This is a genomic window from Photorhabdus stackebrandtii (assembly GCF_011189495.1).
GTDB lineage: Bacteria > Pseudomonadota > Gammaproteobacteria > Enterobacterales > Enterobacteriaceae > Photorhabdus > Photorhabdus khanii.
Genome location: NZ_PUJV01000019.1, coordinates 18,884 through 38,993, shown reverse-complemented (window position 1 = coordinate 38,993; position 20,110 = coordinate 18,884). Strand labels below are relative to the sequence as shown.

16 protein-coding genes and 4 tRNA genes are annotated in these 20,110 nt (G+C 43.4%); 16 read left to right on the top strand and 4 right to left on the bottom strand.

Features of this window, described 5'->3' with window-relative positions:
* The first annotated feature begins 4 nt into the window (after positions 1-4).
* From wecC to C5470_RS15275, 15 genes are all read left to right on the top strand, one after another.
* Positions 5-1,267 (top strand): UDP-N-acetyl-D-mannosamine dehydrogenase, encoded by a 1,263-nt coding sequence (wecC, locus tag C5470_RS15345; protein WP_166290473.1) that lies wholly within the window; start codon positions 5-7, stop codon positions 1,265-1,267.
* Positions 1,264-2,334 (top strand): dTDP-glucose 4,6-dehydratase, encoded by a 1,071-nt coding sequence (gene rffG / locus C5470_RS15340; protein WP_036844184.1) that lies wholly within the window; start codon positions 1,264-1,266, stop codon positions 2,332-2,334. The genes wecC and rffG overlap by 4 nt, the downstream gene beginning before the upstream one ends.
* 17 nt (positions 2,335-2,351) lie before the next feature.
* Positions 2,352-3,233: a glucose-1-phosphate thymidylyltransferase RfbA gene (rfbA, locus tag C5470_RS15335; protein ID WP_036844183.1), complete on the top strand. Its 882-nt coding sequence runs from the start codon at positions 2,352-2,354 to the stop codon at positions 3,231-3,233.
* Entirely contained in the window at positions 3,211-3,951 is a 741-nt protein-coding gene (gene rffC / locus C5470_RS15330; protein WP_166290471.1) for a dTDP-4-amino-4,6-dideoxy-D-galactose acyltransferase, read from the top strand. The genes rfbA and rffC overlap by 23 nt, the downstream gene beginning before the upstream one ends.
* Positions 3,938-5,068: a dTDP-4-amino-4,6-dideoxygalactose transaminase gene (rffA, locus tag C5470_RS15325; RefSeq protein WP_166290469.1), complete on the top strand. Its 1,131-nt coding sequence runs from the start codon at positions 3,938-3,940 to the stop codon at positions 5,066-5,068. The genes rffC and rffA overlap by 14 nt, the downstream gene beginning before the upstream one ends.
* Before the next feature lies 1 nt (position 5,069).
* Positions 5,070-6,323, top strand: a complete 1,254-nt coding sequence (gene wzxE / locus C5470_RS15320) for a lipid III flippase WzxE (RefSeq protein WP_166290467.1) — start codon at positions 5,070-5,072, stop codon at positions 6,321-6,323.
* A complete protein-coding gene (locus tag C5470_RS15315) occupies positions 6,320-7,405 on the top strand; it encodes a TDP-N-acetylfucosamine:lipid II N-acetylfucosaminyltransferase (RefSeq protein WP_166290465.1) in 1,086 nt (361 codons plus the stop codon). Before wzxE ends, C5470_RS15315 begins: the two co-directional genes overlap by 4 nt.
* Entirely contained in the window at positions 7,402-8,781 is a 1,380-nt protein-coding gene (wzyE, locus tag C5470_RS15310; protein WP_166290463.1) for an ECA oligosaccharide polymerase, read from the top strand. The genes C5470_RS15315 and wzyE overlap by 4 nt, the downstream gene beginning before the upstream one ends.
* Complete coding sequence (gene wecG, locus C5470_RS15305) at positions 8,772-9,509, top strand: lipopolysaccharide N-acetylmannosaminouronosyltransferase (protein ID WP_166290461.1); 738 nt, start codon at positions 8,772-8,774, stop codon at positions 9,507-9,509. Before wzyE ends, wecG begins: the two co-directional genes overlap by 10 nt.
* 243 nt (positions 9,510-9,752) lie before the next feature.
* Positions 9,753-11,129, top strand: a complete 1,377-nt coding sequence (thrP, locus tag C5470_RS15300; protein WP_166290459.1) for a bifunctional threonine/serine APC transporter ThrP — start codon at positions 9,753-9,755, stop codon at positions 11,127-11,129.
* Positions 11,130-11,276: 147 nt separating this feature from the next.
* A tRNA-Arg gene (locus C5470_RS15295) sits at positions 11,277-11,353 on the top strand.
* Positions 11,354-11,427: 74 nt separating this feature from the next.
* Positions 11,428-11,503, top strand: a tRNA-His gene (locus C5470_RS15290).
* A gap of 15 nt (positions 11,504-11,518) precedes the next feature.
* Positions 11,519-11,605: transfer RNA gene (locus C5470_RS15285), tRNA-Leu, on the top strand.
* Between the two features lie 17 nt (positions 11,606-11,622).
* Positions 11,623-11,699, top strand: a tRNA-Pro gene (locus C5470_RS15280).
* A gap of 762 nt (positions 11,700-12,461) precedes the next feature.
* Positions 12,462-12,764 (top strand): NINE protein, encoded by a 303-nt coding sequence (locus C5470_RS15275; RefSeq protein ID WP_166290457.1) that lies wholly within the window; start codon positions 12,462-12,464, stop codon positions 12,762-12,764.
* 106 nt (positions 12,765-12,870) lie between these two features.
* Here the strand turns inward: C5470_RS15275 and hemY are convergent, their stop codons facing one another.
* From hemY to hemC, 4 genes are read right to left on the bottom strand one after another with little or no spacing between them, the layout of a single operon-like run.
* Complete coding sequence (gene hemY, locus C5470_RS15270) at positions 12,871-14,079, bottom strand: protoheme IX biogenesis protein HemY (RefSeq protein WP_166290455.1); 1,209 nt, start codon at positions 14,077-14,079, stop codon at positions 12,871-12,873.
* Between the two features lie 3 nt (positions 14,080-14,082).
* Complete coding sequence (gene hemX, locus C5470_RS15265) at positions 14,083-15,216, bottom strand: uroporphyrinogen-III C-methyltransferase (RefSeq protein WP_166290453.1); 1,134 nt, start codon at positions 15,214-15,216, stop codon at positions 14,083-14,085.
* 20 nt (positions 15,217-15,236) lie between these two features.
* Entirely contained in the window at positions 15,237-15,977 is a 741-nt protein-coding gene (gene hemD, locus C5470_RS15260) for a uroporphyrinogen-III synthase (protein WP_166290451.1), read from the bottom strand.
* On the bottom strand, positions 15,974-16,915 hold the full coding sequence (gene hemC, locus C5470_RS15255; RefSeq protein WP_166290449.1) for a hydroxymethylbilane synthase: 942 nt from the start codon (positions 16,913-16,915) through the stop codon (positions 15,974-15,976). The genes hemD and hemC overlap by 4 nt, the downstream gene beginning before the upstream one ends.
* A 594-nt stretch (positions 16,916-17,509) precedes the next feature.
* Here hemC and C5470_RS15250 point away from each other — a divergent pair.
* A complete protein-coding gene (locus tag C5470_RS15250) occupies positions 17,510-20,086 on the top strand; it encodes a class I adenylate cyclase (protein WP_166290447.1) in 2,577 nt (858 codons plus the stop codon).
* Positions 20,087-20,110 lie beyond the last annotated feature (24 nt).

Genomic DNA, 20,110 nt, shown 5'->3' with positions numbered 1-20,110 from the left:
CACTATGAGTTTTGAAACTATATCAGTTATCGGTCTTGGTTATATTGGTTTGCCAACTGCGGCAGCGTTTGCATTGCACAATAAGAAAGTCATTGGGGTAGATGTTAACCAGCATGCGGTAGAAACGATTAACCGTGGCGCAATTCATATTGTAGAACCGGATCTGGATAAAGTGGTGAAAATTGCTGTGGAAGGTGGCTACCTGAAAGCAGTGGTTTCTCCGTTACCCGCAGATGCTTTTCTGATAGCTGTTCCAACTCCTTTTAAAGGTGATCATGAGCCGGATATGACATATGTCCGTTCTGCCGCTGAATCCGTGGCGCGGGTTCTGAAAAAAGGCGATCTGGTTATTCTGGAATCTACCTCGCCAGTGGGTGCGACAGAGCAGATGGCAGAATGGTTAGCGGCAGAGCGCCCTGATCTGACTTTCCCACAACAGGTGGGAGATGAATCTGATATTGATATTGCTTACTGTCCTGAACGTGTATTACCGGGACAGGTTATGGTCGAGCTGATTAAGAATGACCGCGTTATTGGCGGTATGACGTCAAAATCTTCGGCCAGAGCCAGTGAACTGTATAGAATCTTCCTTGAAGGTGAATGTGTTATCACTAACTCAAGAACAGCAGAAATGTGTAAGCTGACAGAAAACAGTTTCCGGGATGTGAACATTGCATTCGCCAACGAACTTTCTCTGATTTGTGCTGAACAAGGCATCAATGTGTGGGAACTTATCAGTCTGGCAAACCGTCATCCCCGTGTAAATATTCTTCAGCCCGGTCCTGGAGTGGGGGGGCATTGTATTGCTGTTGACCCGTGGTTCATTGTTTCCCAAAACCCGGAACAATCACGTCTTATCCATACAGCACGTCTGGTGAATGATGGCAAGCCACTGTGGGTTGTGGATCAAGTAAAAGCAGCTGTTGCGGATTGTCTGGCTGAAAGTGGAAGGCGTGCAAGCGAAGTGAAAATCGCCTGTTTTGGCCTGGCATTTAAGCCAAATATTGATGACTTACGTGAGAGTCCAGCGGTATATATCACTCGTATGATTGCTCAATGGCATGCAGGTGAGACATTGGCTGTAGAGCCTAATGTCCATGAATTACCTGCTTCCTTGAAAGGAATGACTCAATTGATTAACCTGGAAAAAGCGTTGGAAGAAGCTGATATCTTGTTGATGCTGGTGGATCATAATCAGTTTAAAGCTGTAAATGGTTGTGAAATTAAACAGAAATGGATTGTGGATACAAAAGGAGTCTGGCGTTGAGACGTATTCTAATCACAGGTGGAGCAGGTTTTATTGGCTCCGCTGTTGTGCGGCATATTATTGATAATACAGAAGACAGCGTGGTTGTAGTTGATAGCCTGACTTATGCTGGTAATCTGGAGTCTCTTGACTCTGTTACGGATAGCACACGTTATGCGTTTGAACAGATTGATATCTGTCAGCGTGAAGCACTGGATCGGGTTTTGGAGCAGTATCAGCCGGATTGTGTGATGCATCTTGCGGCAGAAAGCCATGTAGATCGCTCTATTGATGGCCCTGCGGCATTTGTCGAAACTAACATTGTTGGTACCTATACTTTGTTGGAAGCTGCTCGGGCTTTTTGGCAGAAACTGAGTAAAGAGAAACAAGCTGCCTTTCGTTTCCATCATATTTCAACGGATGAAGTGTATGGAGATTTGCATGGTGAGGATGGTTTCTTTACTGAAACAACACCTTATGCGCCAAGCAGTCCATATTCAGCGTCCAAGGCATCCAGTGACCATTTGGTAAGAGCATGGCACCGTACTTATGGTTTACCGACAATTATCACCAATTGTTCAAATAACTATGGCCCTTACCATTTCCCGGAAAAATTGATCCCATTAATAATTTTGAATGCATTAGCAGGCAAATCTTTGCCGGTATACGGCGAAGGGAAGCAAATCCGTGATTGGTTGTACGTGGAAGATCACGCCAGAGCGCTTTATTTGGTTGTAACAGAAGCTGAACCGGGTAAAACCTATAATATTGGCGGTCATAACGAACGCAAAAATATTGATGTGGTTTGTGCCATTTGTGAGCTTCTGGAAGAATTTCGTCCTGAGAAGCCAGCAGGTACTGCTTATTATCGTGACTTGATTACTCATGTCGCAGATCGTCCTGGCCATGATATGCGTTATGCCATTGATGCTGCGAAAATTGAGCATGAGCTGGGTTGGAAACCACAGGAAACCTTCGAATCCGGGATTCGCAAAACAGTTCAATGGTATTTGGAAAATGAAAATTGGTGGCGTAGGGTTCAGGATGGCTCTTATGCTGGTGAGCGTCTTGGGTTAGGTGAAAACTGAGCTATTCTGGAGGTAACATGAAAGGCATTATTCTGGCAGGGGGCTCGGGTACCCGGTTGCATCCGATAACACGAGGTGTTTCCAAACAACTACTGCCAATTTATGATAAGCCGATGATTTACTATCCTTTGTCAGTACTGATGCTGGCAGGGATACGTGATGTTCTGATTATCTCCACACCAGAAGATTTACCTTCTTTCCGCCGGCTGTTTGGCAATGGTGACGAATTTGGTATTCGCTTGAGTTATAAAGAACAGCCATCACCAGATGGTTTAGCTCAGGCTTTTTTGATTGGTGAAGAGTTCATTAACGGGGAGCCCAGTTGCTTGGTATTGGGAGATAATATCTACTTCGGGCAAGCGTTTAGCCCAAAACTGAAAAAAGTTGTTTCCCGTGGAAAAGGGGCGACTATTTTTGGTTATCAGGTGATGGATCCTGAACGATTTGGTGTGGTGGAGTTTGATGACGAGTTCCACGTTCTTTCCATAGAGGAAAAGCCAGAAAATCCAAAATCAAACTGGGCGGTAACGGGTCTCTATTTCTATGATAATCAGGTCGTGGATTTTGCCAGGCAGGTAAAACCTTCTGCACGGGGTGAGTTGGAAATTACCAGCATTAACCAGATGTATTTGGAACGTGGTGAGTTGAATGTTGAACTGTTAGGGCGTGGTTTTGCCTGGCTGGATACGGGTACTCATGACAGCTTGATTGAAGCTAGCACTTTTGTGCAGACTGTTGAGAAACGTCAGGGTTTTAAAATTGCTTGTCTTGAAGAAATTGCTTGGCGTAATGGCTGGTTGGATGATGAGCAGTTAAGAAAGACAGCAAAATCCTTATCAAAAACTGGCTACGGTCAATATCTGCTGGATCTACTTCATGTCCGTTCGCGCCAGTATTGAACCATTAGAGTGGGATAGTCATTACTTCGGGTTGTCCACTGCTCGTCTTGATTTCACACCTGATGCCAGGTTGTTAACTTTACCTCAATTAGAACAGTACGCTTTGGTGCAGGCCAAAGTGCCCGCACAACGATTAGATCTCATTGATGGGTTATCCGCGTTGGGTTTTTCGCTGGTGGAGGGGGAAGTCGATCTTTCCTTAAGGATTGGCATAGAAAATGCTTATATTACTTGCAGTAACAACTCTTCTGAGAATGTGCTGATCCCGGCGAAACAGCGGGATATCCCTATGCTGAAAGAGGTAGCTGCCAAAATATTTTCTTTAAGCCGTTTCCGTGTCCCGTGGTATCAGCCGCAGGATAGTGGCCGTTTCTATGCTACCTGGGTTGAGAAAGCGGTATTAGGGACATTTGATCATCAATGTTTACTGATAAACGGAGATAACGGGCAACCCGCAGGGTTTGTTACTTTGCGGGATTTAGGGAATAGTGAGGCTCGTATGGGGTTGCTGGCCGTATTTCCAGGAAATACCGGCCGTGGGATTGGTGCAAAATTAATGTCGGTGGCGCAACAGTGGTGTCAACACCATCAAATACAGCAATTAAGAATTGCGACACAAACCAGCAACATCGCTGCTTTGCGCCTTTATACACGCAGTGGTGCACTTGTTGAAAGCACTGCTTATTGGTTATATAGGGGACGAAATGATTCCATTTAACAGACCACCAGTAGTCGGCACTGAATTAGATTACATGAAACAGGCAATGGAGAGCGGTAAGCTTTGTGGGGACGGTGGTTTTACCAAACGTTGTGAAGAGTGGATGGAACAACATTTCGGCTGCCCGAAAGTTTTGCTGACGCCATCTTGCACAGCTTCTCTGGAAATGGCGGCTATTTTGCTGAATATCCAGCCCGGTGATGAAGTAATCATGCCGAGCTTCACTTTCGTTTCCAGTTCTAACGCGTTTGTACTGCGTGGGGCAACCGTTGTTTTCGTGGATATCCGTCCAGATACCATGAATATTGATGAAACCAAAATCGAAGCGGCGATTACAGATAAAACACGAGTGATTGTTCCGGTTCATTACGCAGGTGTGGCTTGTGAAATGGATACCATCATGGCGCTGGCAGAGAAATATAATCTGTTTGTCGTGGAAGATGCAGCCCAGGGGGTAATGTCTGCTTATAAGGGGCGCGCATTGGGAACTATCGGGCACATTGGTTGCTACAGTTTCCATGAAACCAAAAACTACTCTTCTGGTGGTGAAGGCGGTGCAGCACTTATCAATGATGAATCCCTGATCTCGCGTGCTGAAATCGTCCGTGAAAAAGGAACGAATCGTAGCCAGTTTTTCCGTGGTCAAGTTGATAAATACACTTGGCGCGATATTGGTTCCAGTTATTTGATGTCAGATCTTCAAGCTGCTTATTTGTGGGCACAACTCGAAGAAGCTAAGAAAATCAATGAACGTCGTCTTGCTTTGTGGGATACCTATTATCAGGCATTAAAACCGCTGGCTGATGCCGGTTACCTGACATTACCTGTAGTACCGGAAGGATTGGAACATAATGCTCATATGTTCTATATCAAACTGAAAGATGTTGAAGAGCGTTCTGCTCTCAATAGCTATATGAAAGATGCTGGCGTACTGACGGTATTTCATTATGTTTCTCTGCATACCAGCCCTGGCGGTGAAAAATTTGGCCGTTTCCACGGAAAAGATCGCTTCACAACCAGTGAAAGTGATCGCTTAGTACGCTTGCCAATGTTCTACAATATAACAGATGCTGAACAGCAGGTTGTTATCGAACATATCAGAGAATACTTCGCCTGATATGTCATTAGCTAAAGCGTCAATATGGACTGCTGGCTCTACACTGATAAAAATTGGTGTGGGGCTTTTAATCGTTAAATTACTGGCCGTTGCTTTTGGCCCCAGCGGGGTTGGGCAGGCGGGTAATTTCCGTCAGCTTATTACTGTTCTTGGGGTGTTGGCTGGTGCCGGTATTTTTAATGGTGTGACTAAATATGTTGCGGAGTATCAGCAGCAGCCGGAAAGGTTGCGTGCGGTATTGGGGACTTCTTCTGCCATTATTCTCGGGTTTTCCACTCTATTGGCCGTAATTTTTCTGTTGCTTAGCGGGCCGATTAGTATTGGGTTATTTGGTCATAGGGATTATGAGCCAGTTGTGCAAGCGATCGCATTTATTCAAATGGGAATTGCCTGTGCCAACTATTTTCTGGCTATTTTGAAAGGATACCGGGATGCTCAGGGGAATGCGCTGGCGATTATTCTTGGTAGTTTAATTGGAGTGATTGCTTATTATCTCTGTTTCACCCTTGGTGGGTATGAAGGTGCTTTAGCTGGTTTGGCCTTAGTGCCGGCGCTGATAATATTTCCAGCGGGATTGATGCTTTCGCGTGGCAAAGAAATTTCATTCTCACATTTTAAGCCCATGTGGGATAAGGTACTGGCTAGCGAGCTCGGCAAATTTACCCTTATGGCTTTGTTGACTTCTATTACCTTACCGGTTGCTTACATTATGATGCGAAACTTGCTGGCAGCGCAGTATAGTTGGGATGATGTGGGTATTTGGCAAGGTGTAAGCAGTATTTCCGATGCTTATCTGCAATTTATCACCGCTTCTTTCAGTGTTTATTTGTTGCCAACGCTTTCACGATTGCAGGGTAAGGGTGAAATATCAAATGAGATAGTTAAGGCGCTGAAATTTGTTTTGCCTGCTGTGGCTTTTGCAAGTTTTACCGTATGGTTGTTGCGCGATTTTGCCATTTGGTTGCTGTTTTCTGACAAATTTACTGCTATGCGTGATTTGTTTGCTTGGCAATTGATTGGTGATGTATTGAAAGTGGGCGCTTACGTTTTTGGTTATCTGGTTATTGCCAAGGCCGCATTGCGTTTTTATGTGCTGACTGAGGTCAGCCAGTTTTTGTTGCTCACTGGTTTTGCCCATTGGCTGATTCCTGTCAATGGAGCGTTAGGAGCAGCGCAAGCCTATATGGCAACTTATATTGTTTATTTCACCCTTTGTTGTGGTGCATTTCTTATTTATCGCAGGCAAGCAGCATGACAGCTCTAATTCACGTTCTGGGATCTGATATCCCCCATCATAATAGAACGGTATTGCGCTTTTTTAATGACGTTTTAGCGCAAGAAATTGGTTTTTCAGCCAAACCAAAGTTTATGGTAGTGGCTAGGGATCGAGCTTCATTGGGTGATTGCCTGGCATTGGATATGACATTTTTCGACAGTAAAAAATCTCTATCTCAAGCTGTTATTGCTAAAGCGCAGTCAGACAGGGATTGCCGATTTTTTTTTCATGGACAATTTAATGCGGGTTTGTGGTTAGCGTTGTTATCAGGAAAAATTAAACGCAATCAATTCTGGTGGCATGTTTGGGGCGCTGACCTTTATGAAGACTCTTGTCAGTTAAAATTCCGTCTGTTTTATTTCCTGCGTCGTCTGGCGCAGCGTCGGGTGGGGCATATATTTGCGGTTCGTGGTGATCTCTATTTTTGTTCTCAACATCATCCGAAAGTACCAACGTCATTGCTCTATTTCCCAACCAGAATGGATCCAGCCTTGACGATTGCAGGAAAAGCTCTTTCTGATGATGACAAGATGACAATTTTATTGGGGAACTCCGGTGATCGATCAAACCGCCATATTGCTGCACTGAAAGCTATTCATAAGCAGTTTGGTGATAAGGTACAAATAGTCATCCCAATGGGTTATCCGGAAAATAATCAGGCTTATATTGAGCAGGTTGAACAGTTTGCTTTATCGTTGTTCCGGCCGGAAAATTTAAGAATTCTTAAGCATAATATGGCGTTTGATGATTATTTGGCATTGTTGCGTCGTTGTGATTTAGGGTATTTCATTTTTAACCGCCAGCAGGGAATCGGAACAATTTGTCTGTTGATACAATTTGGTGTGCCGTTTGTGCTTAGTCGTCAGAATCTTTTTTGGCAGGATTTAATAGAACAGCAGGTTCCGGTATTTTTCTCCGATGATTCTTTAGATAACCAACTGATTGCAGAAGCACAACGGCAGATGCTTTCTCTGGACAGGAACGCGATAGCTTTCTTTAGTCCGAACTTTATTGATGGATGGCGGCAAGCATTGGTAAAAGTGGTAGGAGAGCAGCAATGACTTTAACGCAATTTGGCGGATTATTTGTTGTTTATCTGATATCACTGGTTTTTATCCTGACGCTGACTTATCAGGAATTCCGGCGTGTACGTTTTAATTTTAATGTGTTCTTCTCATTGCTTTATTTGCTGACATTTTATTTTGGTTTTCCTCTGACATGCTTGCTGGTTTTTCAATTCGATGTTGAAGTGGTGCCTGTAGACTCCTTATTACACGCTTTGCTGGCTTCAACTTGTTTTTATGGAATTTATTACGTCAGTTATAAAACCCGGTTAAGAAAGTCCTCTATGCAGCTTAAAACACCCGTATTCACCATGAACCGGGTAGAAACTAACTTTACATGGTTATTGCTGGCATTGGTTGCGGTTGTGACAGTTGGGCTGTTCTTTATGCAAAACGGTTTTCTATTGTTTAAATTACAGTCGTACAGTCAGATTTTTTCCAGTCAGGTTTCTGGCGTTGCTCTGAAGCGGTTCTTTTACTTCTTTATTCCCGCCATGTTAGTGGTTTATTTCCTGAAACCGACACAATTACGCTGGCTGTTTTTCCTGATGAGCACGGTTGCTTTTGGGATTCTGACTTATGTCATTGTTGGGGGAACAAGGGCAAATATTATTATTGCATTTGCGTTATTTCTGTTTATCGGCATTGTTCGTGGCTGGATAACCTTGTGGATGCTGATAACTGCGGGAGCAATGGGAATTGTTGGCATGTTCTGGTTGGCACTCAAACGTTATAGCCTGGATGTCAATGGAGCAGAAGCGTTTTATACCTTTCTCTACCTCACTAGGGATACTTTCTCGCCGTGGGAAAATCTTGCGTTACTGCTGAATAACTATGCCAAAATCGATTTTCAGGGGCTGGCACCGATTATCCGTGATTTCTATGTTTTTATTCCAAGCTGGCTCTGGCCTGGGCGCCCTGATGCGGTGTTGAATTCAGCGAATTACTTCACCTGGGAGGTGCTGGATAACCACTCTGGTCTGGCAATCTCCCCGACTTTGATAGGTTCTCTGGTAGTTATGGGCGGGGTACTGTTTGTTCCGGTTGGTGCAATTGTTGTTGGGTTGATAATTAAGTGGTTTGACTGGATTTATGAGTTAGGGAAACAGGAGACTAATCGTTATAAGGCCGCTATTTTGCAGGCATTCTGCTTTGGCGCGATCTTCAACATGATAGTACTGGCTCGTGAAGGATTGGATTCATTTGTTTCCCGGGTAGTATTTTTCTGTATTATTTTTGGCTTATGTCTGGTGGTTGCTAAATTGTTGTATTGGCTACTTGAGAGTGCAGGGCTTATTAGAAAATACCTGACTGGCAACCTGGCTGTATCGCAAAAACGTCCGTTGCAATGTGAGGAAAGAAAATGGGGCTAAACGATATTCCCAAGTATAGTATCCGCGGTCTGAATATTTGGGGCTTCCGCGATATGGCACACTTTCTTGACCATATTTTTCAACGTGGGCAGGTAAAAACCGGTACTCTGGTTGCGGTTAATGCGGAAAAAGTTCTGACAGCAGAGCAAGATAAAGCGTTGAGTACATTACTGGGCGAAGCAGAGTATCTGTATGCCGATGGTATCAGCATTGTACGTGCTATCCGCCGTAAGTACCCTGATGCTGAAGTTTCCCGCATAGCCGGTGCTGATCTGTGGGAAGCCATCATGGAGCGTGCTGGTAAAGAAGGTACCCCCGTTTTTCTGGTTGGAGGTAAACCAGAGATATTAGAACAGACGGAAAACAAACTGCGGACTCAGTGGAACGTCAATATCGTTGGCAGTCAGAATGGTTATTTCACGCCAGAAGAGCGTAATGTTGTTTTTGAGCGGATTCATGTTAGCGGAGCAGCAATTGTGACAGTTGCGATGGGGTCGCCTAAGCAAGAAATTTTCATGCGTGACTGCCGTAAAATTCATTGCGATGCGCTTTATATGGGGGTTGGTGGTACTTATGACGTATTCATCGGTCACGTAAAACGGGCGCCAAAAGTATGGCAGAACCTCGGGCTGGAATGGTTTTATCGTTTGTTATTACAGCCGAGCCGTATCCGTCGTCAGTTTAAGCTATTGAAGTTTCTGGGATATTACTACAGCAATCGTCTGTAAATATGTAGCCTGCCTGTCATATAACAATTTGCGGCAGGCTGTCAAAAAATTCATTTCACAGCGTCTATATAACCGTTTGATCCTGCCAGGCTTTTGTCATCTGTACTAATTATTAGGTAATTTTTTATTTCACTGAGTGGAAAAACGTGTTTTGATCCTTGCCATTTTTACGGCTGGTCAAAACCGGTCTTGTATATTTTGAACTATTGCACATTAAAACACATAACAATGGACAGGGAATTTATGGCAGATCAACAACAGGGCCTACAACGAGGTTTAGAAGCCCGTCATATTGAGCTAATCGCATTAGGTGGAACTATTGGTGTCGGTCTGTTTATGGGCTCAGCCAGCACGTTGAAATGGGCTGGCCCTTCTGTTTTGCTGGCTTATATTATTGCCGGAATTTTTGTTTTCTTCATTATGCGATCCATGGGTGAAATGCTGTTTCTTGAGCCTGTCACGGGTTCTTTCGCTTCTTTTGGTCATAAATATCTCAGCCCGTATTGGGGATGCCTGACCGCTTGGGGTTATTGGTTTATGTGGGTGGCAGTAGGGATATCAGAAATAACAGCTATCGGAGTTTATGCCGAGTTCTGGTTTCCTGAGCTTCCTCAATGGGTATCAGCATTGATTGCGGTGGTATTAGTTGCTTTGGCGAACCTTGCGGCGGTACGTCTTTATGGTGAACTGGAATTTTGGTTTGCTATGATTAAAGTGACCACAATTATCGTCATGATCCTGATTGGCCTGGGACTGATATTTTTTGGTATTGGTAATCAATGGCAACCTATTGGATTGGATAATCTGACTGCTCATGGCGGTTTCTTTGCCGGTGGTTGGAAAGGGTTTCTGTTTGCGCTTTGTATTGTTGTTGCATCTTATCAGGGTGTGGAACTGGTAGGCATCACTGCGGGTGAAGCTAAAAATCCACAGGTTACGTTGAAAAAAGCGATTAACAATATTCTCTGGCGTATCCTGATTTTCTATGTGGGTGCGATCTTTATTGTCATTACCTTGTTTCCGTGGATAGAAGTTGGTTCACAAGGCAGTCCGTTTGTGATGACCTTTACCAAAGTGGGTATCACCTCAGCGGCAGCTGTGATTAACTTTGTTGTCTTGACCGCTGCGCTTTCTGGTTGTAACAGTGGTATGTACAGTGGTGGACGGATGCTCTATGCGCTGGCACAAAACCGCCAATTACCTTCATCGCTGACAAAACTGTCAAAGAATGGTGTGCCGGTAATCTGCGTTGCCATTACAATTCTGTGCTTGCTGATAGGCTCCAGTTTGAATTACCTGATCCCAAATCCACAGGCAGTTTTTGTTTATGTTTACAGCGCCAGTGTACTGCCGGGAATGGTTCCGTGGTTTGTTATTCTGGTGAGCCAGTTACGTTTTCGTCAGTACCATCAAGAGACACAGATGCAACATAGCTTTAAATCTATCCTGTTCCCCTATGTGAATTATCTGACACTGGCATTTTTATGCTGTGTATTGGTAGGTATGGCAATTAACCCGGATACTCGTTTCTCATTGCTGGTAGGTGGAGGTTTTCTGCTGATAGTGTCGCTGATTTATTGGATAGTAAGGTTTTTTTGCAGCAGAAAACCAACAGTCTGATTTACTGTCATAGCTGTCGCGGGTAGGGCGTGATAGCTGGCTTTATCAACGAAGTGAGCAAGGTGTAATCAAACGCATCATTTCTTAAAAAAAGCGCTGGACAGTATATCATTAAATCCGTACTATCCCCATCCGCAACGGCGTTAAGCGCCCGTAGCTCAGCTGGATAGAGCGCTGCCCTCCGGAGGCAGAGGTCTCAGGTTCGAATCCTGTCGGGCGCGCCATTAATTTGCGTGCAAGAGCTGCGGTGTATTTCCGCTGTTTGTAAGTTGTATCTAGTAGTAAAATAGCTGTTATGGTGGCTATAGCTCAGTTGGTAGAGCCCTGGATTGTGATTCCAGTTGTCGTGGGTTCGAGTCCCATTAGCCACCCCATCTTTTTTGTGACACGCGAGGGTGGCGGAATTGGTAGACGCGCTAGCTTCAGGTGTTAGTGTCCTTACGGACGTGGGGGTTCAAGTCCCCCCCTTCGCACCATAAAAAAGAGAAGATTTCGGCGAGTAGCGCAGCTTGGTAGCGCAACTGGTTTGGGACCAGTGGGTCGGAGGTTCGAATCCTCTCTCGCCGACCAAATTTTGAAGAACCCTGCAATGCAGGGTTTTTTGCTTTTCTCCTACCTATTTTTTGTTTTCTTCTGTCCATTACTCGTAGTGTATGCTTTATTCGATTTAAGTTCAGTGAATTGTTTGCCCGATATTAGCTACTTGTTTTATATAATAATTTTTTATCTTGTTGTATTTTGACGACGATTGGCATATTAGCTGTCTCAAATAAGAGACTTATAATACATTGAATTAAAATGAAAAATAATAAATGTGTTATACGTTGTCTCAAATAAGAGACAGTCAATGAAGTGGATTTTGTGATGATTTGCTTTCTCGTTGTAATAAATAGAGAAATAACCGATGAGGCGAAGCGACTTATCATCCGGATAAAAGTTGGCATGTTAAATGCATTACTACAAACGTAGATGCTCATCCTATTTCTTATGACAGCATATGCTTCATAAACCTAGGGATGATGCAGAGCCGATTATCGGTGCCTATTGTCCATGTCACAGATGAGTAAGATATAGCCATCTTTTCATCACCGATCGGACTTAACGTTGAGTGAGGCACTATCCGTCTGTAGACCTGATTGTATTTGTACACCTATCTGTATTTCCAAGGTAGGTGTTTTTTTTGCCCATCGTTAGGAATATCTGATAGATTTATATACTGTTTAGATATTAATATTTAATATAAGAAAAACGGGAAATACGACTATTGGTTTCTGCTATGCAACTGACTTAGTTACAGTTACTTCTTCCTAACCTATTTTAAAGGAAATATAAATGTCAAAAATGATCGGATGCTTTGGTTGTGGTCAGATGTTGCATGAATCTGCACAATCATGCCCACATTGTGGTGCGGTAATAAAAGCATATTCTTCTGGCAGTAAAAGCAGAATTGTTGCTGCGTTACTGGCATTTTTTCTTGGCGGTTTTGGTGCTCATAAATTTTATCTGGGTAAAATCGGTATGGGGATTTTATATCTGTTATTTTGCTGGACGTTTATCCCTTCGTTTATCTCATTCATTGAATTTATTATTTATCTTTGCACTTCTGATGAAGATTTTTCCAGAAAATATGGCTAAAAAAATGCCCTCGTATGGAGGGCATTTTTAATCAATGATATGAATAAATTGTAAAGGAATAGTGATGGATAGATCATGAAACTATGGTATCAGATGTTCGTTGACACTATTGGCTATTAGCCACATCACTCTCGCGCTTTAAAGTTAGCACTAATCCCTCACGGCGCACCTGTGCCGCTTCATCCGGTTTGCGTAACTTATCCAGTGCATCTGCTAACCAGGCATAATCATGGGCATCCGGTCGTTGCTCTAATGCGGCTTTAAAATCTCGTGTTGCTTTTTCCCATTCTCCATGACGCAAAGCAACCTGTCCAAGAGTACTGTTTAGCAGAGGGGTTGCGCCATGTTGCTTTAATTGATGATCCAGCGCCTTTTGTACCGGCTTTGAATCTTCATTTTTTAACCGTGGAATCAACAACAATAAACGTTCATCGTATTGACGTTTTAAACTTTCCAGGATAATTTTTTGTGCAGTTTCATGATCATCACATTCAATCAAATGCTCAGATATTGCAACCTGCAAAGCCACATCATGGCGAATTTTACGGCTTTGATCATGCCACCAGCGTTTTAAGCCTTCGCTGCCCTGTTCTGCCATATGCTGATCCATCAAACCGATATAGGCTTGTTGACGCAGCTTGTGCATTTGTGATTCATCATGCAGATGGATTTTCTCCATTGTTGGCAGTATATCAATCAGTGACTGGTAAGCTCCGGATCTTGTATAAGCTTGTTCTGCCAGGCGCAAAACTTCTGGATGGCGTGAAGATTGATTCAGAAGTTTGTCTATACCGTGGCGAGCAGCATGAATTTCACCTTGTGCCAGTTGAATACGTACACGGGTAATATCCACAGGTAACTGATTATTGTCTGCGACTTCTGCCGCACGTTCCAGATACTGATTGGTACGGAATTCATCTCCACGTTGTTGGGCTGCTTCGGCTGCTAGCAAATAGTTGACTACAGGTTGTTCTGCATGATCAGCATTACGGGTCAGTAATTGCTCAACTTGTTTAAAATCACCTTCGGCCAGTTTGATTAGCGCTTCTTTTGTCTGAGCATGAGCTCGGCTGCGTTTACGTCCGAGGAACCAACCACGGGTACGGGAACTGGTACGCATGACTCTGCGGTAGCACCAGCCAAGGAAGCAGAGCACCATTTGTAACAGAACAAATATAATGAACAGGCCGGTAACACTGGTTTCAATATTGTAGTTGTCAGTCTGAATCAGAACATATCCTTGATGACCCGCAATGATTGGGCCAAGCACAATACCAACAATCAGTACAACAAACAGTAACAAAACTTTCAGCATAACTTAGCCTTCTTGGTGGGTTTCAGAGGACTGGGACAGCAAGTTGCGAACCCGGGTTTGCATCAGTTTTTCCAGTAACGGCTGACTTGAAAGATGATCGGGTACCGTCATGGAAACAGGTTGCTGACTGAGTGAATCAATTTCTTCCAGGAATGCTTTGGTATTTGGATCGTTGATATCAAAGTAAGCTCTGACCCAGGTTGAAACCGTTTCCAGTGATTGTTTAAAAACTTCACCCTGATGACGCGGGATTGCTTGAGCTGCAATCAATAGACGGGCACGGATATTCTCCCGTAGATAGATATCCTGATTTGGCGCCAGTAATGGTTCTGCTGTGGTATCGCGGCGACGGATAGTAATAAAATTATCCATAAAGCTGTTCCAGCTTTTATTCAGATTCTGACGCCATTCAGATAATGAACCGGTTAATTCATCATTGTCTTTATTCATAGGTGAATCATCAATTGTGTTGTCAGCCAGACGCAGGTTATCTACTTGGTTAGAAAGTTGGTTAACCCGAAGGATGGCGCCATCAAAATCAATCTGGTTGATAGCCGATAGTGCGCTGATGTCCTGTGTAATTGCACGACGGATTTCAATCAGACTTGGATCATTCATCTCAGCGAGACTGGCATCTGCATTTTTCAGGAGGGCTGCGGCGGTGACGACATCTTGATCATTCCATAATTTTCGTCCAGCCATTTTGACCAAAAAGTCAGCTTGCGCCAGTAGCCAGCTTTTTACGTCAGAACTGGATAACGAAGAGATTCTGGCTTGTAACTCTTGCAGGCGATTTCCCAGTTGATCATTTTGTGCAGCTTGTACGGCAAGGTGGTTTAAAGCTTGCGATTGTTCTTTGAATAGAATTTCAATACGTTGTTTATCTTGTGATTGCTGTTGTTTCAATGATTCCAATTGTTGGCGTAGTTCATGGTTTTCCGCGCTGAGTAAATGGCTTTGTTGTTGTCCGTAGTAATAAAGACCGCCACCGATTGCCAGAATAATTGCAATAGTAATGATACTTCTCAGAGTGCCAGAACGTTCTTGCTTTTGAGGCGCTGTTTCGGGCTGTTGCGAGTTTTCAACCGTATTTATTGTTTTTTCAACCGTCTCGGCGGACTGTTTTTGTTCCGTCATAGTGGGCATCCCATGTCAGTTTATTCTAGTGCCTGAATTAAGGCATCGTTGTCTGCACTTTTTGCAACTTTAACATCTTGCCAGCCCAGGCTCTGGGCGATGTGTGCAAGACGCTCGCTTACCACAACAAGGCGGCAATTTAATAACCACCTATTCCGATCACTTTCGGGTATTAAGTTATATAACAGTTGCAGTATTTCGCCACTGGTTACAATTAAAGTCTGTACTCCATATTTTTGCCAATGGGCACTGAATTTTGCTGCCGGATAGTCTATTGGTTGGCGAAGATAACATTCACAATAACTAACTGAGGCCCCTCTTTCTGTCAACGTGCGGGCAATAACCTCACGTCCGCCATTTCCTCTGAGCAGCAAAGCCTGTTTATTTTCAACCTGATGTAATGATGGTAGTTCCAGCAGGATTTCGCTGGTTTCACCCTCTAATGACCAGATAATATTTATATCCGTCAATTGATGAAAAGCCAGTGCGGTTGATCTGCCAATAGCATAATAAATCAGCTTGTCAGGCCATGACAGATTAATTTTATTTAACTGTGAATTTGCATAATGAACTGCATTTTTTGATAACAGAAATACCATATCACCGGCATTCAGCTGATTGAGCTTCTCAGCTAACAGTGGCAGCTCTGAACCTGGGTGAATATTGATTAAAGGTGCGCTAAAAACAGTTTTTCCCACTGCCTGTAACTTTCTGACTAATTCCTCTCCGGCAGGAGAAGGCCGTGTCACCAGAATGCTCATGTGGGGGGATTTCCTTGATAAACGTCGGTCAGAATTGCCCTCGCTCCCCGTTCCAGCAACTCTTCTGCCAGTTCAATCCCTGACTGGCTGGCATCTTTGGGTAATGTTGTTCTCTCACCACGAATAATAACGCTGCCATCCGGTGCTCCAACCAATGCCCGTAGCCAGATTTTTCCATCCTGCCAGATGGCATAGCTGCCTATTGGTACTTGGCAGCCTCCTTCCAGGCGGGTATTCATCGCCCGTTCGGCAAGAACACAGATTTCTGTATCATAATGATTTAATGGTGCTAACAGAGCTTGTGTTTGCTGGTCTTCAAGTCGGCATTCAATCCCCACGGCTCCTTGACCCGCGGCAGGTAATGATTGTTCTACAAACAATGGCGTACGGATACGTTCATGCAGCTTTAACCTTTTCAATCCTGCAACAGCGAGAATGATGGCATCGTAATGACCATTATCCAGCTTATTCAGGCGGGTGCCGACATTACCCCGAAGGTCACGGATAACCAGGTCGGGACGTAATTCACGCAGTTGACACTGACGGCGTAAACTTGATGTGCCAACAATGCTGCCTGTTGGCAATTCATCAAGAGAGTTATATTTGACAGAAACAAAAGCATCGCGCGGATCATCACGTTCACAAATAGTGACCAAGCCCAGTCCTTCAGGAAAAGAGATCGGTACATCTTTCATTGAATGAACTGCGATATCGGCCCGGCCTTCAAGCAAAGCCCGTTCTAATTCTTTGACAAATAGCCCCTTGCCGCCCACTTTTGCCAGAGGAGTGTCCAGAATAATATCACCTTGGGTTACCATCGGAACCAGTTGAACTTCCAAATCTGGGTGATGTTGTTGTAGTTTTTGCTGAACATAAAGTGCCTGCCACATAGCCAGAGGGCTTTGACGGGTTGCGATACGGATGTTTTTTGTTGACATAGCTGTTTGTATTTCTCAGGCTTTTCAGCCGTCATATAAATGAAAAACTAGCCCTCGTTTTAACACTTCAGCAGTTTTTTTTCCAGTTAAGGGCTGGGAAGAGAATGAGCAGATTAAGTTAAACGCATGAAATAAATTTTAATTTTTTAAATTATTTTATATCGCTATAAGTAAATTAGTTTAAATATGAATTAGCTTTTCCAGTAGATTATTTCTGTGATTAGAGAATCTTGAATGAAAAGAATGACTAATTAAAATATAGCTAATGGGTAACTTTTATAAGGCTGCTGATAAAAAAGCATTGGATACATTACTTGAAAAATGGGCAGAGAAAATTTCCTTCATAAAAGAAAGTATAAAAAGTATGGTTTTTTAGATTATTTGTATATATAACAATATGTTATTTGGTTTTTTGTCTGGTGTCGCATTGCAATTCAATTGCTTTACTGACTTTACGGTTTATCTACAAGATGTTAAATTGATCACGTTTCCGGTAATAAATTGGTAAAAATCATTCTAAATAATTCCATTAAGTTATAACAGCCGGAAGCGGGGGATTTATCTGGGCACTGGAACTCAATCGGGCGAGACGTCTTGTACCTTTATATCGAAACACTGAAGCAGAGACTGGATGCGATAAACCAACTCAGGTTAGAACGCGCCTCCACCGCCATGAGTGCGGAATTTAAACAGGTATACAGTTTACTGCCAGTATTATTGCATTATCATCATCCGATGATGCCAGGTTACATTAATGATAATGTTCCCTACGGCGTATGTTTTTTCGTGCATGATGAATCACAAAAATCCTATCTTAATGATTTAGAAAGTAAATTAGAACACTCCATAGAACAGCCTGCTAATGGTCAGCTTCCTATTACGGGTATTTACTCAATGGGGAGTACTTCGTCAATTGGGCAAAGTAGTTGTTCTGATTTGGATATTTGGGTATGTCATCAGTCATGGCTTGATAATGATGAGCGCCTCTTGTTACAACGTAAATGTACGCTTATTGAACAATGGGCGGCAGCGCTTGGTATCGAAGTCAATTTTTTTCTTATTGATGAGAACCGCTTTCGCCATAATGCCAGTGGTCGTCTTGGCGGTGAAGATTGCGGTTCTACTCAGCATATTCTGTTACTTGATGAATTTTACCGTACTGCTGTGCGTATGGCAGGTAAGCGTTTGTTATGGGAAATGGTGCCTGTAGAAGAAGAGCGCCATTATGACGAATATGTTTTATCTCTTTATGCGCAAGGTGTTTTGACGCCAAATGAGTGGCTTGATCTCGGTGGATTAGGTGAACTCTCTGCTGAAGAGTACTTTGGCGCCAGCTTATGGCAACTCTACAAAAGTATCGACTCTCCTTATAAAGCTGTATTGAAAAGCTTGCTGCTGGAGGCATATTCCTGGGAATATCCCAATGGCAAGTTACTGGCAACGGAGATGAAACAGCGTTTACATGCGGGTGAAATAGTTTCCTTTGGCCTTGATGCATACAGCATGATGCTTGAGCGTGTTACTCGCTATCTGATAGAAATTAATGATACGACTCGCTTAGATTTAATACGTCGATGCTTCTATTTAAAAGTTTGTGAAAAGCTCTCTCTAAACCAGGATGATGAAGGTTGTACCGGTTGGAGACGCCAGGTTTTGACTCAGTTGGTATATGAGTGGAAGTGGGATACAGCGCGGTTGGAAATTCTGGATAACCGCAACGCATGGAAAATTGAACAGGTTCGTGATGCTCATAATGAACTGCTTGATACCATGATGCAGAGTTACCGTAACCTTATCCGTTTTGCCCGCCGTAATAATCTGAGTGTCAGTGCCAGCCCACAGGATATTGGCGTACTGACTCGTAAACTCTATGCTGCATTTGAAGCGTTGCCGGGTAAGGTGACACTGGTTAATCCACAGATTTCACCGGACCTGTCAGAGAAACATTTAACATTTATTTATGTTCCTCAAGGACGTGCAAATCGCAGTGGCTGGTATCTTTACAATCAGGCACCGATCATTGAATCAATTATTGGGCGTCAGCCTCTGGAATATAATCGTTACCTCAATAAACTGGTGTCGTGGACCTATTTTAACGGCTTGCTGACAGAAAAATCCTGTATTCATATTCATCACGGTGAAGCTCAGTGTGATGAACTGAAGTTGCATGAATTGATCAATGATATTTCCGCTCATTTTCCTATCCGTTTGCCAGCACCGACGCCAAAAGCGCTCTATAGTCCGTGTGAAATCCGTCACTTAGCGATTATTGTTAATCTGGAGAAAGATCCGACGGCTGCGTTCTCTAATCAGGTTGTGCATTTTGATTTCCGTAAGCTTGACGTATTCAGCTTTGGTGAATCGCAACAGTGTCTGGTGGGAAGTATCGACTTACTTTACCGCAACTCATGGAATGAAGTGAGAACATTGCATTTTAGTGGCGAGCAGTCTGTTTTGGAAGCATTGAAAACCATATTGGGTAAAATGCATCAAGATGCTGCACCGCCGGCGGCTGTTGAAGTGTTCTGTTATTGTGAACATTTACGCGGGCTTATCCGAACCCGGATCCAGCAACTGGTATCTGAATGTATTGAGTTACGTTTATCCAGCAATCGTCAGGATCCGGGCCGTTTTAAAGCACTGCGTATTGCGGGCCAGACTTGGGGGCTTTTCTTTGAACGTCTGAACGTCTCTGTGCAAAAATTGGAGAATGCTGTGGAATTCTATGGGGCAATTTCTAATAACAAACTGCATGGGTTGCCGGTAAAAATTAATACCAAAGAGACACATTTGCCTGCTGTGGTTGATGGTTTTGCCAGCGAGGGTATTATTCAATTTTTCTTCGAAAATACTCAAGATAATAAAAGTTTTAATATTTATATCCTGGATGAAACCAACCGGGTGGAAATTTATTCTCATTGTGAGGGAAGTAAGGAAGAATTGGTACGCGACGTCAGTCGGTTTTATTCTTCATCGCATGATCGGTTTACTTACGGATCAAGTTTTATCAACTTTAACCTACCGCAGTTTTATCAGATTGTTCAAATGAAAGACCAGATTCAGGTGATTCCATTCAGTGGATCCTCTTTTTCACATTTGTGTGTGACTAATGATGGGGAAACCGGTGGAGAAGAACAGCCGGAACTTTATCGTTCAGTGTCGCATTACTGATTTACCCCGCACTGCGGGGTAGTT